This window comes from Yoonia sp., assembly GCF_017854565.1.
In the GTDB taxonomy this organism is placed as follows: domain Bacteria; phylum Pseudomonadota; class Alphaproteobacteria; order Rhodobacterales; family Rhodobacteraceae; genus Yoonia.
In genome coordinates this window covers 68,404-81,935 of the sequence record NZ_JAFMHJ010000002.1, presented here as the reverse complement: position 1 = coordinate 81,935, position 13,532 = coordinate 68,404, and the positions used below count along the sequence as shown (strand labels likewise).

The window sequence follows — 13,532 nt, the reverse complement described above, 5'->3', positions numbered from 1 at the left end:
GCGCAGGTCGTTCATCCCTAGAAAAAGTGGATGATCGTCAGCGCCGCGTAGAGCCCCGTCAGGCTGAAAAAGCAAAGAAAGACGTTGAACAGCGCGCTTGACAGGAATTTCCGGGCGTCGTCGTGGCGCGTATTTGGGTCTTCGTTCGCGGTGTCTGTCTGCGCGATATCATATTCAAAGGCGGCGAAATTTTCCGGGGCAATGTGCTTTTCGAAGGTGAGTGGCCGAAAGTTCGGGTTGGAGATGCGGCGCAGGACGCCAAGCAGTTCCACGGGGTAGGGGATGCCGTGACGTCCGGCGATTGTTTCCAGTACCCCATTTTCCTCGGCCAGCAAAAGGTTCTGGTAGAACGTGACGATCTGCCCCCTTTGCCGCGTGATGTTGCGGAAGTAACGACGCGCCCGCCAACCCAGCACGAGTAATGTCACCAACATCAGGTAGATGACCCCATCGGTCGCCGCGCGCAGGCTGTATTTTTCAGGGTCCGCGAGGATGCCGTCAAGTGTGGCCCAATTGGCAGATATATGGCTGATCGCGACAAGGATACCGGCAGATATCAGGCCCATCAATGTGATTGCCATGCCGCGGTATTGCTGCAGCAGGCCCTCTTGGATGGACCACATCTGATAGATGTCATTGCGCATAGGGGCCCCCTTTTGTCACAGCGCCTTGCGGGCGTTCAGTGCGGCCGTGATGGTGCCGTCGTCGAGATAATCAAGCTCTCCTCCGACGGGGACACCCTGCGCCAGCGAGGTGACGGTGACGCCGGGCAGCTGGTCGGCGATGTAGTGCGCGGTTGTCTGGCCGTCGATGGTGGCGCCAAGCGCCAGAATGACCTCGTGGATATTTTCACTGGTGATCCGGTCGAGCAGTCTGGGAATGCGCAGTTCATCCGGGCCGATGGCATCAAGCGCCGAGAGCGTGCCGCCAAGCACGTGGTAGCGGCCTTTGAACACCTGCGCCCGTTCCATGGCCCAGAGGTCTGCGACATCTTCCACGATGCAGATTTGCCCGATCGCCCGTTTTTCAGACTGGCAGATATCGCAGATATCGGCGGTGCAGACGTTGCCGCAGTTGATGCATTCGCGCACGGTTGCGCCGACGCGGTGCATTATCTCGGCCAAGGGGATTAGGACCAGTGACCGTTTCTTGATCAGATGCAGCACCGCACGACGGGCCGAGCGTGGCCCAAGGCCGGGCAGTTTGGCCATCAGTGCGATCAGGTTGTCGAGGTCGTCGTTCCCGTTTGACATGGTGTCCAATCACTGGGGCCGCGAAAAATGCGTTTACGCTTAAAAGGGCAGTTTCGTCCCGGCTGGCAGGCCAAGGCCTTCGGCCATCTTTGCCATTTCTTCTTGTGCCCGCTCGGACGCTTTGCTTTGCGCGTCTTTGATAGCGGCCAGGATCAGGTCTTCGACGACTTCTTTGTCTTCGCCATTGAAGATTGATGGGTCGATATCAAGGCCTTTCAGCTCGCCTTTGGCGGTTGCCGTTGCCTTGACCAGACCGGCGCCGCTGACCCCTTCGACCAACACATTCCCAAGCTCGTCCTGCATCTGGGCCATTTTGCCCTGCATTTCCTGTGCTTGCTTCATCATCTTGGCCATATCGCCAAGCCCGCCTAATCCTTTGAGCATGTCGGTTCTCCTGTTTTGAGGTTGGGCTGAAGATATGGTCTGGCGTGCTGCTGGACAAGGGGATGACGCCGTGTCGGTCTGGAAAACTACCCGTCGCTGTCGAACGGATCCCATTCATCGTCCACTTCGGGCAGGGCGTCTGCCAATGCCTCCTGTGCCATATCGGCCTGGGTGCGGATATCGGTGATCCGCGCATTGGGAAACGCCTTGATCACGGCCTGAACCAAGGGGTGCTGTTCTGCCTGCTGGCGAACCGCGTTTTCGGCAGCGTCGCGGACTTCGGCGATCGTCGGTTCACCGCCGGCATTGACCACCGTGATCGTCCAGCGGTTGCCGGTCCACGCCTGCAGCCGCGATCCAAGGCGCCCGGCCAGATCTGTGGCGGCCTGTGGCGTCGGCTGTACCTCGATGCGGCCGGGTTGATAGGTGACCAGCCGCAGGCCGGTTTCGACTTCGACCAGCAATTTCACATCCCGGTGTGCCCGGATCAGCGCGACGACGTCTTCGAACCTTGCATAGTGATGCAGGGCCTCTGTCGACAGCGCCACCGCAGTCTGCGCCCCGGATGACGCGGTGCCACCCGGCCCGGCGTGGGTTGGCGCGGGGGTCTGCGACATGGCGTTGGTGGTGGTGCCGCCGCCGGTGGGTGCGGGCCGTCCGCCAGAAGGGCCGCCGCTGGTGGCCGGTGGTGTCGCATCCTGCAATTTGCGGATCAGCTCATCCGGCGTGGGCAGATCGGCCACATGGGTCAGCCGGATCACGGCCATTTCGGCCGCCATCATGGCATTGGGCGCCATCGCCACCTCTTCCAGCGCCTTGAGCAGCATTTGCCACATGCGCGACATCACCCGCATCGGCAGCTGTGCGGCCATCGCCTGTCCACGGGTACGCTCATCGGGGCCGATTGTCGGGTCCTCGGCGGCTTCGGGGGTGATCTTGATGACGCTGATCCAATGGCACACCTCGGCGAGATCGCGCAGCACCGCCATCGGATCGGCACCATCGGCATACTGGCCGCCAAGTTCGGTCAGGGCGGCGGCAGCTTCGCCGCGCAGGATCATATCGAACAGGTCCAACACCCTGCCCCTGTCGGCAAGGCCCAGCATTGCGCGGACCTGATCGGCCGTGGTTTCGCCCGCGCCGTGGCTGATGGCCTGATCCAGCAGCGACGTTGCATCGCGGGCAGAGCCTTCGGCGGCGCGGGTGATCAGGGCAAGGGCATCATCGCTGATCTCAGCGCCTTCGCTGGTCGCAATTTTGCGCAACAGGGCGATCTGGACCTCGGGTTCGATGCGGCGCAGGTCAAACCGCTGGCAGCGCGACAGGACGGTGACCGGCACCTTGCGGATTTCGGTCGTGGCAAAGATGAATTTGACGTGGGCGGGGGGTTCTTCGAGCGTTTTCAGAAGGGCGTTGAACGCGCCCGTGGACAGCATGTGTACTTCGTCGATGATGTAGACTTTGTAGCGGGCACTGGCCGCCCGGTAGTGGACAGAATCGATGATCTCGCGGATGTTGGCGACGCCGGTGTTGGACGCTGCGTCCATTTCCATTACATCGACATGCCGCCCTTCCATGATGGCGCGGCACGGTTCGCATTGCCCGCAGGGGTCGGTCGTGGGGCCGCCGGTGCCATCGGGGCCGATGCAGTTCATCCCCTTGGCGATGATCCGCGCGGTCGTGGTTTTGCCGGTCCCGCGGATGCCCGTCATGATGAAGGCCTGCGCGATCCGGTCCGCCGCAAAGGCGTTTTTCAAGGTGCGCACCATCGCATCCTGCCCGACCAGATCGACAAAGGTTTCAGGCCGGTATTTCCGGGCGAGGACTTGATAGGCGGGTTTGTCGGTCATGGTGGCCTTTGGCAGGGATTCGGATGTTGATCGAGACTAAGCGCCAGCGCGCCGCGCGTCCACCGTTCTAGAGCGACCAAAGGACCACGCCCGTGGCCGGCGCGCCAAAAGGCATGCTGCTGAGGATGCTGCAACAGCGGGCTGCGGTCGTTGGCCCATTGGGTGCGTGTCGTGGCAGGGTCGGTGTTTTCGGTCATGGCGCTATTATACCGTCGCCGTTGCGGATTGCGCGGCATTGGATTAGCAAAATACGGTACCAACCCGGGTTCGCAACACGCATGAGAGATCCAATGACACATCTTGCCGATCATCGGCGCAGGCGGGCCGTGATTTGTCGGAAAGCCGCGAAATCAGGGCCCGGTCACGCAACCGCTGATGTGCGGGGCGCGCATGGGACAGCCTGAGTTTGCGATCCATCCCCTGTCGGTGGGCGGCGGGACCCTGGCAATCAGCCCGATGCCGGGCCGGGGCGGCGATTATGCTGCGGATTGGCGCCTCCTGCTGGGCTGGGCACCGGCGCTGGTGATCACGATGACATCGCAGGCAGAGTTGGCGGGCAAGGGCGCGGGGTGCCTTGGGGCGGATCTGGCCGATGCCGGTATCGCATGGGTACATCTGCCGGTGCCGGATTTCGGTGTGCCTCAGGGGGTGGACTGGTGCGCCGTCCGCGATCAGACGCTGGGTGTCCTGGGGCAAGATGGCCGGGTGTTGGTGCATTGCCTGGGCGGCTGTGGCCGGTCGGGGCTGATGGTGCTGCGGCTGATGATTGCCGCAGGCGAAGATGCCGACATCGCTTTGCTCCGGCTGCGTCAGGTGCGGCCCTGTGCCATTGAAACCGACGCGCAGATGGCCTGGGCGCGGTCAGATGTTTCAGCGTGGGGTGGATCATGATCCACCTTACTTGGCGCGCGCAACGCTGCTCCGCGCCAGGGCCTGGTGTATGACGTCGCGTCCGTGGCCCGCCAGTAGGGGCAGAAGACCCTCCTAACGCCGTTTTTTGGCCAGCGCGCCTTTGATCGTCTTGCCCAGTTTGCGCGACCGATCACGCGCTTGGGCAATGGTTTCGGACGCCTGCCGATTTTCACGGGTCAGTTTCTGGAACCGCTTGAGACGTTCGGGGTCGATGGCCCCGCTTTTGATCGCCGCTTGTATCGCGCAGCCCGGTTCGCTGTCGTGTTCGCAATCCCGGAACCGGCACTGATCGGCCAATTCCGAGATCTCGGGGAACGTGGCGTCGATGCCGAAACCGACTTCGGCCACGCCAAGACCACGCATGCCGGGGGTATCAATCAGCCAGCCGCCCGTCGGCAAATGATGCAGCGACCGGCCTGTGGTGGTGTGACGCCCGCGGGCGTCATCTTCGCGGATGGTTTGGGTGGCTGCATTGCCCCCGGTCAGCGCGTTGGCGATCGTCGTCTTGCCGACGCCGGATGACCCGGCCAGCGCGACGGTCTGCCCCTTGCCGCACCACGGGGCCAGATGGGTGATCACCTCGGGTGATTTGGCGTTGATCGCCACCACCTCCAGATCGCGGCCAAGCGCGCGGGCCTTGGTGACATAGCTGTCAGGATCGTCGGTTTGATCCGCTTTGGTCAGCAGAATGACCGGGGTGATCAACGCGTCATGGGCCAGCGCCAGATAGCGTTCCAGCCGCGCCACGTTGAAATCCGCGTTGCAGGACGTGGTGATGAACAGCGTGTCGATGTTGGCCGCGATCAGTTGCTTTTCGCCGCTATGGTATTCGGTGCCGCGCGTCAGCGTCGTTTGCCGGTCCAGCACCCGCACAAGGCGGTGTTCGACCGGGGCGGCCAAGACCCAGTCACCCACCGCGATTTCGCCCGCTGATTTGCCCGGATCAAGCGTGAGTTCAAGCGTGCCAATTTCGGAAAACGCCACAACCCGCGCGCGGTGCACCGTGGCGATTCGCGCGGGCATCAGGGTTTCCAGCTCTTCAATCTCAAGCTGGGACATATAGAAGGGCTTCCAGCCAAGCGCGTCACGGGTGAGATTTGTCAAAGGCGTGTCCTTGTCCGGTGCATGAAGGTGGGTCCAATGCGTGAAGGTGGCTGGTGCGTGCAAGCTACCAGTACAAACCGGACGATGGAACGCAAAGAATGCCAGTAGGCACATACCGGGCAGGGGCATTGGGCGCGCGCCATATTTTGGACTGCAAGGACTGGGGGAAATGCGTCTTGGCAAGGCGACGCTGAAATTCTGCCCCGGAGGGCGGAATGACTGAGGTGAGAGGCTGACAACGACCCAAGCGGGGCTCGTTATGGCTGCTTCCTTCCGGATCTGACCAAGTTGGCGAGGCGCTCGCCCGCGCCAACCTCTCGACCGTCATATAGGGCGGCGCGCGCGCGGGTGCAAGCGGTCAGAACGTGATGAGGTAGCAGTCAAAGCCATCGGTGTCCGGCCCGACGTGGGTGATGCCATGGGGCAGGTGATGTTTGGCCGCCGGGGCAGATTGAAAAACCGCGCCGGTGTTCGGGATCGGGGTAAATTGCCATGTCGGGGTCGCGGGCTGTGCAACCGTATCAAGGGCGCGCAGATACGCGACCAGCACATCACGTGTGGTTTCCACGGATGTATACAGAATGTCGATTTTCGGAACGCCCTGAAAGCCGCCGCCGCCGTTGGTGCGGTAGCCGTTCGTGGCGACGATAAACGCATCGTCACAGGCCACTGGCTTGCCTTGATAGCACAAGTTGCGCAGGCGGCTGGCGTCGGGGTTGTGGATGCTGCCGTCGGGCCCGAAGCGCGCGGGTTGGGTCAGGTCAAATTCATAGGTCAGCCCAAACAGGGTGTCGCAATTATACGCCGGGTGGTGCTGGTCGATCAGCGGCTGGTCGTGGCGGCCCGGTGTGATCTGCCGGAAATGCGAGGCGGCCCGTTCCAACCAATTGCGTATATCCGACCCGCTGCGCCTGATCGCACAGAGTTTGTTTGCAAAAGGATAGATGGCGGCCGCGTCCCGCAGGGCAACGGTGCCGGGGGGGATGTCGATGAAATGCCCCGGACCGGCCCTGCCACCAAAGCGGAATGGCGCGGTGGCGGACAGGATCGGCAGGTCGTGGTGCGCGGTGTCGGCCATGGCCGCGGCGATGCCGTTTTGCTGGGCCTGTGCCAAAAGCTGCTGGGTCAGGTCCGGCGCAATCGTGGCAAAGTAGCTGTGGATCGCGACTTCGGTCCTGGCGATCGGCTGTCTGATATGCGCGAGCGTGGCAAGATGTGCCGCCTGCACCTGATCGGTCAGGGTCTGTTGCAGCGGGCTGCGCGTGTCCATCGCCGCCCCTTCCTGCAGGCGAACAGAGTGCGCCATGACCTGCCAACCGTCGCTGTCATGGGCCAGTTGCAAGTCGATGATGCCAAGGTAATTGCCGTAAAAACCTGCCATGACCGCCGGTTTGCCGTGCAGGGTGCCACGGTCGGGGTCTACCGCATGACAGGGGCTGCGACTGTCACCGGGGAATACTTCGTGGGTGTGGCCGCTCAGGATCACGTCGATCCCGGCAACAGCGGCCAGCGGCACGGCGGCGTTTTCCATGTACACGATGTGGTCGGTCGCCCCGATGCCCGAATGACACAGCGCCACGATGATATCGGCACCGGCCGCCTTGATCAGGGGGATAACCTTTTGGGCCGACGCGATGATGTCGTCGGTTTCCAGCGCGCCGTCCAGGATCGACTGGTCCCAGATCGTGATTTGCGGCGGCACAAAGCCGGTCACGCCAATCTTCAGCCTGCGTGTCATGCCGTCATCACAGGGCAGATCACGTTCCAGAATCACGAAGGGCTGGGCAATCGGCGCGCCGTGGCGTTGCGCGATATTGGCGCAGATGATCGGAAAACACGCGTCTTTCAGCGCGTTTTCAAGAAAGGGCAGGCCATAGTTGAATTCGTGGTTGCCAAGCGCGACCGCATCATATGCCAACGTATTAAGCGCCGCGACCATCGGGTGCGTCTGCCCGCCGGTGCCGTTGGTGGCGATATAGTCAGCCAGCGGATTGCCCTGAATAAAGTCGCCGTTGTCGAACAATAACGCGGTATCGTCCGGCCCGGAACGCAGCGTTTCGATCTGGTCGGCGAGGTGGATCAGCCCGGTATGTGCATCGGCATGGTCGCCGAAATAATCATAGGCCAGAAGCTGCATATGCAGATCCGTCGTCTCTAATATGCGCAGCCGCGCGCGCGGGAGAGCCCTGCGCACATCAACCGTGTTCAATTCGGGGCCTTTCACGTTCATAGCGCAACCATAGGCTGAAATGCGATCCTTACCACCGTCATAGCGCGGAAAAAATTGAACTCCAATCGGGGACGTGGCATTTGCGTCGCATGAAGATTGCAGAAACAGTGACTTTTGGTGGGTCCGGCCTTGACCGCGCGGCGGAATGGCGCGGGCGGGCCGATGAATTGCGTGCGCAGCCCGATGCTCGGGCGATCATGTTGTGGCGCGGCAAGCCGATGATCGTGGACGACGCGCTGGTGCGGGTGCCGCTGGATCATCCGGTCATGGCCGATGCCGACGCTGCGCTGATCTTGCTGGGCCGTGACGCAGATGGGCCGGTGTTTGCGGCCGATTTGTCGGGCTGGGTGCCGCCCGATCTTGACCTGACCCATATAGATACCTTTCTGGACCCGTCGCAGCAGCAGCATCCGGCGATGCCGGACGGTGTGATTTTTGCGGAATTGCGCAGCGTGATGACACGTTTGACGCCGCGCGATGCCGAACTGGCCGCCACTGCCAAAGCTATCATGGTATGGCATATGTCGCATCGTTTTTGCGCCCGATGCGGTGCCGAAAGCGACGTGGCGATGGCCGGCTGGCAGCGCGATTGTGCGGCCTGTGACGCCCACCATTTCCCGCGCACCGACCCGGTTGTAATCATGCTGATCACCCATGGGAATTCCGTCTTGCTGGGCCGTTCGCCGGGCTGGCCCGATGGAATGTATTCCCTGCTGGCCGGTTTTGTCGAACCCGGCGAGACGATAGAGGCCGCCGTGCGCCGCGAGGTGTTCGAAGAGGCAGGCGTGCGGGTGGGGTCGGTCCGCTATCTGGCCAGCCAGCCGTGGCCGTTTCCCGCATCGTTGATGTTGGGCTGTGCGGGCGATGCACTGGGTACGGAACTGACGATTGACCCAACCGAGATCGAAGATGCCATGTGGGTCAGCCGCGAAGACCTTGCGCAGGCGTTTGCCGGGCAGCATCCGCGCATCCTGCCAGCCCGCAAAGGCGCGATTGCCCATTTTCTGCTGCAAAACTGGCTGGCCGACAGGCTTGATTAATCCTGATGATCTAATAACAAGCCCATCAATCAGGTTTGGACGAAAACGATGAAATTCAGCACCCGCGAAGATATTGACGCCCCGATTGACCATGTCTTTGCCAAAGTCAGTGATTTCGCCGGGTTTGAGCGGCGCGCTCTGCGGCAAGGCGCCCAGATCAAGCGGCTGGACGATGGCCCGGCGCAGATCGGCAGCATCTGGGAGGCTGCGCTCAAGTTTCGCGGGCGTGAACGGCGGATACAGGCCACGCTGAGCGCGCTGCAACCGCCCGAGACATACCGGGTTCATACGTTGTCTGATGGGCTGACGGCGGAAACGCAGCTGGAGCTGATCGCATTGTCGCCGACGCGGACGCGCGTGATCTTGATGATTGACCTGCGCGCCAGAACGTTGACCGCCCGGCTGTTGCTGCAATCAATGAAGCTGGCCAAGGGCAAGCTGACCAAACGCTTCAAGGCACGGGTGCTGGAATTCGCCGAGGATATCGAGGACGCGTATCGCAAAGGCGCCCAAGGGTAAAAATCGGCCGGGTCCGATCTGCGGCCACTGATATGGTTCAGGGTTCATTCATTGCGCTTGTCATGGGGAATACGCATGGGCGGGCCATGGATATTACCCTGCTCGAGACCTTTCTCTAGGTGGCCGCAATCGGATCGTTCGTCTCGGCGTCCGAGCGGCTTTTTGTGACGCAATCGGCGGTTCGCTCCGGCGTAAGCGGGTAGAAGGCACATTGGGCAAAGCGGTGTTCACCCGGCCCAAGGCGGGGCGATGCGGACCAGTGCGGGCCGCGCGTTCGAGCGGTACGCACTGTCGATCATCCGCGTTTGGGGTTTCGCGGGATTGACGCGCTTGAGACGGCGGTGCTGGATTTGAATATCCGTGCGGAACTGGGCATGCCCGATCGTCTGACCCCGGTTTCTGACCGAGGGGATCATGACGGTCGGCCTGCCTTAATATGCCGCAGTTGCGGCCCGGATTGGCCGCCGAGATGGTGCTGGTGGCGGAATATATCGTCAACCGGCGCGCGGCGGCGTATCTGCCCGCCCGCCATGTCAAGAAATACCTTGATTCCGGTCACTTGCATCTGGTCCCCGATGCGCCACGGTTCCCCTACCCGGTCTGGGCTACCGTATTTTCAACACCGCCGCCCCGTTTCATTTTGGTCTAATGGGCCGTGCGCGGGGCCGATGCCGGCTTTTCGTGGCGCCGGGCGGCGGCGGGATAGACGCCCATGATCTGCAGATGATCGGTGAAATAGGTCAGTTCCTCCAACGCAAGCTGCACGTTGCGGTCATCGGGATGGCCTTCGATTTCGGCGTAGAACTGTGTCGCCGTGAACGCGCCGCCGACCATGTAGCTTTCCAGTTTGGTCATGTTGACGCTGTTGGTCGCAAAGCCCCCCATCGCCTTGTAAAGCGCGGCAGGGATGTTGCGGACCCGGAACACAAAGCTGGTCATCATCCCGTGATTGCCGCGCATCTTGTAATCCGGCTCGCGGGCCATCACCAAAAAGCGGGTCGTGTTGCGGTCGTGGTCTTCGATGTGCCGTGCGGCCACGTCCAGCCCATAGATATGTGCCGCCAGTTCCGAGGCCAGCGCGCCCAGAGCCGGGTCGCCCAGTTCGGCCACATGCATCGCCGACCCGGCCGTGTCCGCGCCGACAAGCGTAGTGATTCCATGTTCGCGCAAGAAATCCCGGCACTGCCCCAGCAGCACGGTATGGCTCATCGCAGTCTTGACGTCGGCGGTTTTGGCACCCGGCACCGTCAGCAGATTGATATGCACCCGCACAAAGGTTTCATCGACGATATGCAGGCCGCTTTCGGGTAAAAGCGAATGCACATCGGCCACCCGGCCATAGGTCGAGTTTTCTACGGCGATCATGCCAAGGTCCGCGTCGCCCTTGCGCACAGCCTCTATCGCGTCTTCGAAGGTGGCGCAGGGCAGGGGGGCAAATGTGGGCCGGGCCTGTACGCAGGCCTCGTGGCCATAGGCGCCAAGCTCGCCTTGGAATGCGATTTTCTGGGACATGATTTGCGTTTTCCCCCGGTAATAGCCAAAAATGCGCGTTTAGTCGCGGCAGTATACCTTGCAACCCGGTGTTGGAAGCGGATAGATACCCGCAAAACTGTGAACTGAATGGAACGCGACATGTTCGACACAATGACGATGACCAAAGTAGTTGGGGGCCTGTGCGGCACCCTTCTTGTTTATCTGCTTGGCGGCTGGGTCGCTGAAACAATCTACCATGGCGGCGGTGGCCACTCCGAGGCGCAAGCCTATGTGATTGAGGTCGCTGACGGCGGTGGCGAAGCAGAAGTTGTCGAAGAGGTTGATTTCGCCGTTGTGATGGCATCTGCAAGTGCTGCCGACGGTGAAGGTGTCTGGCGCAACTGCCGGTCTTGCCACGCGCTTGAGCCGGGCGTGAACGGCACCGGACCAACGCTTTACGGTGTGGTGGGTCGGCCCGTTGATGCGGTTGCCGGGTTTGCATACTCCGGTGCGCTTGAAGAGGTGGTCGATGTATGGACGCCGGATGCGCTGAACGGCTTTTTGGAAAATCCGAAAGGCTATGCGCCGGGCACGATCATGGGCTTTAACGGTCTGCGCAAGGTCGAAGACCGGGCAAATCTGATCGCGTATCTCGATAGCCTCGACGATTGATCCAACCGGATCGCACGATGACATGGGGCCGCCCGGCTTGGGCGGCCTTTTTTGTGGCAGAACCCTGATGATCACCGCCTGATCACGCAATCTCAACTTGAATGTTTGCCAGACTGTCCCGTAGCCTTGGTTTTGAAGAATGCCGTTTATCCAAACCGGAGAGCCTGATGCAAGAACACCCCAAAGCCCGTGTCGCAGCCATGCAGCATGACAGCGCCGTTCAACTGATCAGACAGTGGGTGTTTGGGTCGATGGTCGGTCTGGGTGCCGTGATTACCGCCGGGCAGCTGTTCGCCGAGGCGCATGAGACCGTGATCGAAACACATGCCTATTCCAATTTTGGCGCGGTGAAATATGGGCCCGACTTTGCCCATCTGGATTATGTAAACCCCGATGCCCCCAAGGGCGGTGAAATCGCGCAATGGGCGCAGGGCACGTTCGACAGCTTTAACCAATATTCCCGCAAGGGCGTGTCGGCGGCCCTGAACACATTGCCGTACGAAAGCATTCTGACATCGACGGCGGACGACCCATACGGGGCCTACTGTTATCTGTGCACCACGATGGAATATCCTGAAAGCCGCGATTGGGTGATCTTTAACCTGCGCGACGATGTGACGTTCGCCGATGGCAGCCCCTTTACCGCCGAGGACGTGAAATTCACGTTCGAGCTGTTCATGGAGCAGGGCATCGCGGAATATCGCGCCGTCGTGGAAGGCTTCATTGCCGATGTCGAGTTGCTTGGCCCCTATGAGATCAAGTTCACCTTTACCGATGAAGCCCCGCGCCGTGACGTGATCGGGATTGCCGGTGGCACCAATGCGTTTTCCAAGGCGTGGTTTGCGCAAACCGGCGTGCGGCTGGATGAAGGCACACTGGAGCCGTTCCTGGGCACCGGCGCCTATATGCTGGACAGTTATGACATCAACCGCCAGATCATTTACAAGCGGAATCCGAATTGGTGGGGGGCCGATCTGCCGATCAATCAGGGCCGCTACAACTTTGACAGTATCCGCGTGGAATATTTTGCCGATGGCTCTGCCGCGCTGGAGGGGTTCAAGTCGGGCGCCTATACGTTCCGCGACGAAAATTCATCCAAGGAATGGGCGACGGGGTATGATTTCCCTGCGATCCAGAATGGGCAGGCCGTCAAGGCCGCGCTGCATGACGGCACGATCGGGTATGCACAGGCGTTTGTATTCAACCTGCGCCGCGACAAATGGCAAGACCCGCAGGTCCGCGAGGCGGTGCGCCTGATGTTCAACTTTGAATGGTCGAATGAAACGCTGTTTTACGGGCTTTATGACCGGGTCAATTCGTTCTGGGAAAACTCCTTGCTGGAAGCGACAGGGACACCGGCGCCGGAAGAAATTGCGATCCTGCAGCCGCTGGTCGACGACGGATTGCTGGACGCCAGCATATTGACCGACCCGGCTGTGATGGCGCCGACATCCAGCACGACCGACCGTCCGCTGGACCGTGTCAATCTGCGCCGGGCCTCCGGTTTGTTGGACGCGGCTGGCTGGATCGCGGGCGATGACGGGATACGCCGCAAGGATGGTGCGCCGCTGTCCATGGTGATCTTGTCGTTCAGTCCGGCGTTTGACCGCATCATCAACCCCTACATCGAAAATCTGGCCCGCCTTGGCGTGCAGGCGGAATTGCAGCGCGTGGACCAGTCGCAATATGTTGATCGTCGCCGCACGGGGGATTATGACATCGTCGGCCACGGTTTCAGCATGGATTTCGAACCCGGGATCGGCCTGCGCCAGTGGTACGGGTCCGAAACCGCCGCGGACAGTTCCCGCAATCTGATGGGTCTGCAAAGCCCCGCGATTGACCGGCTGTTGACGGTCGTGATTGACGCCCAGACGCTGGACGAGCTGACGCCAGCGGTGCATGCGCTGGACCGGGCGCTGCGGGCCGAAGGGTTTTGGGTGCAGCAATGGTTCAAGGATGTGCATACGGTGGCCTATTACGATATGTTCCGGCACCCTGAAAATATGCCCCCCTATGCGCTGGGCGAGCTTGATTTCTGGTGGTACGACGCAGCAGCCGCTGAGGCCCTGCGCGCCGCAGGCGCCTTCCAATAAGG

The 13,532-nt window shown here is 61.3% G+C and carries 14 protein-coding genes and 1 other RNA gene; 6 read left to right on the top strand and 9 right to left on the bottom strand.

Annotated features, from left to right (window positions below; genetic code table 11):
* Window positions 1–17 precede the first annotated feature (17 nt).
* The 4 genes from QZ196_RS01610 to QZ196_RS01595 form a co-directional block, all read right to left on the bottom strand.
* Window positions 18–644: a hypothetical protein gene (locus QZ196_RS01610; protein ID WP_296423185.1), complete on the bottom strand. Its 627-nt coding sequence runs from the start codon at window positions 642–644 to the stop codon at window positions 18–20.
* Between the two features lie 15 nt (window positions 645–659).
* The gene (gene recR, locus QZ196_RS01605) at window positions 660–1,253 is read right to left on the bottom strand and encodes a recombination mediator RecR (RefSeq protein ID WP_296423183.1); all 594 of its coding nucleotides are present in this window, start codon (window positions 1,251–1,253) and stop codon (window positions 660–662) included.
* A 39-nt stretch (window positions 1,254–1,292) separates the two neighbouring features.
* Window positions 1,293–1,637 (bottom strand): YbaB/EbfC family nucleoid-associated protein, encoded by a 345-nt coding sequence (locus QZ196_RS01600; RefSeq protein ID WP_296423181.1) that lies wholly within the window; start codon window positions 1,635–1,637, stop codon window positions 1,293–1,295.
* 86 nt (window positions 1,638–1,723) lie between these two features.
* The gene (locus QZ196_RS01595; protein ID WP_296423423.1) at window positions 1,724–3,502 is read right to left on the bottom strand and encodes a DNA polymerase III subunit gamma/tau; all 1,779 of its coding nucleotides are present in this window, start codon (window positions 3,500–3,502) and stop codon (window positions 1,724–1,726) included.
* Between the two features lie 375 nt (window positions 3,503–3,877).
* Between QZ196_RS01595 and QZ196_RS01590 the strand changes: the two genes are divergently transcribed.
* Window positions 3,878–4,378, top strand: coding sequence for a protein-tyrosine phosphatase family protein (locus tag QZ196_RS01590; RefSeq protein WP_296423178.1), 501 nt, complete (start codon window positions 3,878–3,880; stop codon window positions 4,376–4,378).
* 93 nt (window positions 4,379–4,471) lie between these two features.
* Here the strand turns inward: QZ196_RS01590 and rsgA are convergent, their stop codons facing one another.
* The 3 genes from rsgA to QZ196_RS01575 all read right to left on the bottom strand — a co-directional run bounded on the left by rsgA (window position 4,472) and on the right by QZ196_RS01575 (window position 7,733).
* Window positions 4,472–5,503: a ribosome small subunit-dependent GTPase A gene (gene rsgA / locus QZ196_RS01585; RefSeq protein WP_296423176.1), complete on the bottom strand. Its 1,032-nt coding sequence runs from the start codon at window positions 5,501–5,503 to the stop codon at window positions 4,472–4,474.
* 222 nt (window positions 5,504–5,725) lie between these two features.
* An RNA gene (gene ffs / locus QZ196_RS01580) (signal recognition particle sRNA small type) lies at window positions 5,726–5,823 on the bottom strand.
* A 38-nt stretch (window positions 5,824–5,861) separates the two neighbouring features.
* Complete coding sequence (locus tag QZ196_RS01575; protein ID WP_296423174.1) at window positions 5,862–7,733, bottom strand: bifunctional 2',3'-cyclic-nucleotide 2'-phosphodiesterase/3'-nucleotidase; 1,872 nt, start codon at window positions 7,731–7,733, stop codon at window positions 5,862–5,864.
* 89 nt (window positions 7,734–7,822) lie between these two features.
* Between QZ196_RS01575 and nudC the strand changes: the two genes are divergently transcribed.
* On the top strand, window positions 7,823–8,773 hold the full coding sequence (gene nudC / locus QZ196_RS01570) for an NAD(+) diphosphatase (protein WP_296423172.1): 951 nt from the start codon (window positions 7,823–7,825) through the stop codon (window positions 8,771–8,773).
* A gap of 48 nt (window positions 8,774–8,821) precedes the next feature.
* The gene (locus QZ196_RS01565; RefSeq protein WP_296423170.1) at window positions 8,822–9,292 is read left to right on the top strand and encodes an SRPBCC family protein; all 471 of its coding nucleotides are present in this window, start codon (window positions 8,822–8,824) and stop codon (window positions 9,290–9,292) included.
* A gap of 227 nt (window positions 9,293–9,519) precedes the next feature.
* On the opposite strand, the gene QZ196_RS17540 is transcribed toward QZ196_RS01565, so the two are convergent.
* Window positions 9,520–9,708 carry a hypothetical protein gene (locus QZ196_RS17540; RefSeq protein ID WP_366510936.1) on the bottom strand — a complete coding sequence of 63 codons (189 nt, stop codon included), beginning with the start codon at window positions 9,706–9,708 and terminating at the stop codon, window positions 9,520–9,522.
* 20 nt (window positions 9,709–9,728) lie between these two features.
* Between QZ196_RS17540 and QZ196_RS17535 the strand changes: the two genes are divergently transcribed.
* Window positions 9,729–9,941 carry a hypothetical protein gene (locus tag QZ196_RS17535; protein WP_366510935.1) on the top strand — a complete coding sequence of 71 codons (213 nt, stop codon included), beginning with the start codon at window positions 9,729–9,731 and terminating at the stop codon, window positions 9,939–9,941.
* Here QZ196_RS17535 and QZ196_RS01555 read toward each other — a convergent pair.
* Complete coding sequence (locus QZ196_RS01555; RefSeq protein ID WP_296423168.1) at window positions 9,938–10,804, bottom strand: prephenate dehydratase; 867 nt, start codon at window positions 10,802–10,804, stop codon at window positions 9,938–9,940. The genes QZ196_RS17535 and QZ196_RS01555 overlap by 4 nt on opposite strands.
* Window positions 10,805–10,924: 120 nt before the next feature.
* Between QZ196_RS01555 and QZ196_RS01550 the strand changes: the two genes are divergently transcribed.
* Entirely contained in the window at window positions 10,925–11,437 is a 513-nt protein-coding gene (locus QZ196_RS01550) for a c-type cytochrome (protein ID WP_296423167.1), read from the top strand.
* Window positions 11,438–11,604: 167 nt separating this feature from the next.
* Window positions 11,605–13,530, top strand: coding sequence for an extracellular solute-binding protein (locus QZ196_RS01545; protein WP_296423165.1), 1,926 nt, complete (start codon window positions 11,605–11,607; stop codon window positions 13,528–13,530).
* Window positions 13,531–13,532 lie beyond the last annotated feature (2 nt).

Coding starts and splice junctions, on each gene's coding strand:
- QZ196_RS01610 (WP_296423185.1), bottom strand. CDS start 644: ATGCGCAATGACATCTATCAGATGTGGTCCATCCAAGAGGGCCTGCTG.
- recR (WP_296423183.1), bottom strand. CDS start 1,253: ATGTCAAACGGGAACGACGACCTCGACAACCTGATCGCACTGATGGCC.
- QZ196_RS01600 (WP_296423181.1), bottom strand. CDS start 1,637: ATGCTCAAAGGATTAGGCGGGCTTGGCGATATGGCCAAGATGATGAAG.
- QZ196_RS01590 (WP_296423178.1), top strand. CDS start 3,878: ATGGGACAGCCTGAGTTTGCGATCCATCCCCTGTCGGTGGGCGGCGGG.
- QZ196_RS01575 (WP_296423174.1), bottom strand. CDS start 7,733: ATGAACGTGAAAGGCCCCGAATTGAACACGGTTGATGTGCGCAGGGCT.
- nudC (WP_296423172.1), top strand. CDS start 7,823: ATGAAGATTGCAGAAACAGTGACTTTTGGTGGGTCCGGCCTTGACCGC.
- QZ196_RS01565 (WP_296423170.1), top strand. CDS start 8,822: ATGAAATTCAGCACCCGCGAAGATATTGACGCCCCGATTGACCATGTC.
- QZ196_RS17540 (WP_366510936.1), bottom strand. CDS start 9,708: ATGATCCCCTCGGTCAGAAACCGGGGTCAGACGATCGGGCATGCCCAG.
- QZ196_RS17535 (WP_366510935.1), top strand. CDS start 9,729: ATGCCGCAGTTGCGGCCCGGATTGGCCGCCGAGATGGTGCTGGTGGCG.
- QZ196_RS01555 (WP_296423168.1), bottom strand. CDS start 10,804: ATGTCCCAGAAAATCGCATTCCAAGGCGAGCTTGGCGCCTATGGCCAC.
- QZ196_RS01550 (WP_296423167.1), top strand. CDS start 10,925: ATGTTCGACACAATGACGATGACCAAAGTAGTTGGGGGCCTGTGCGGC.
- QZ196_RS01545 (WP_296423165.1), top strand. CDS start 11,605: ATGCAAGAACACCCCAAAGCCCGTGTCGCAGCCATGCAGCATGACAGC.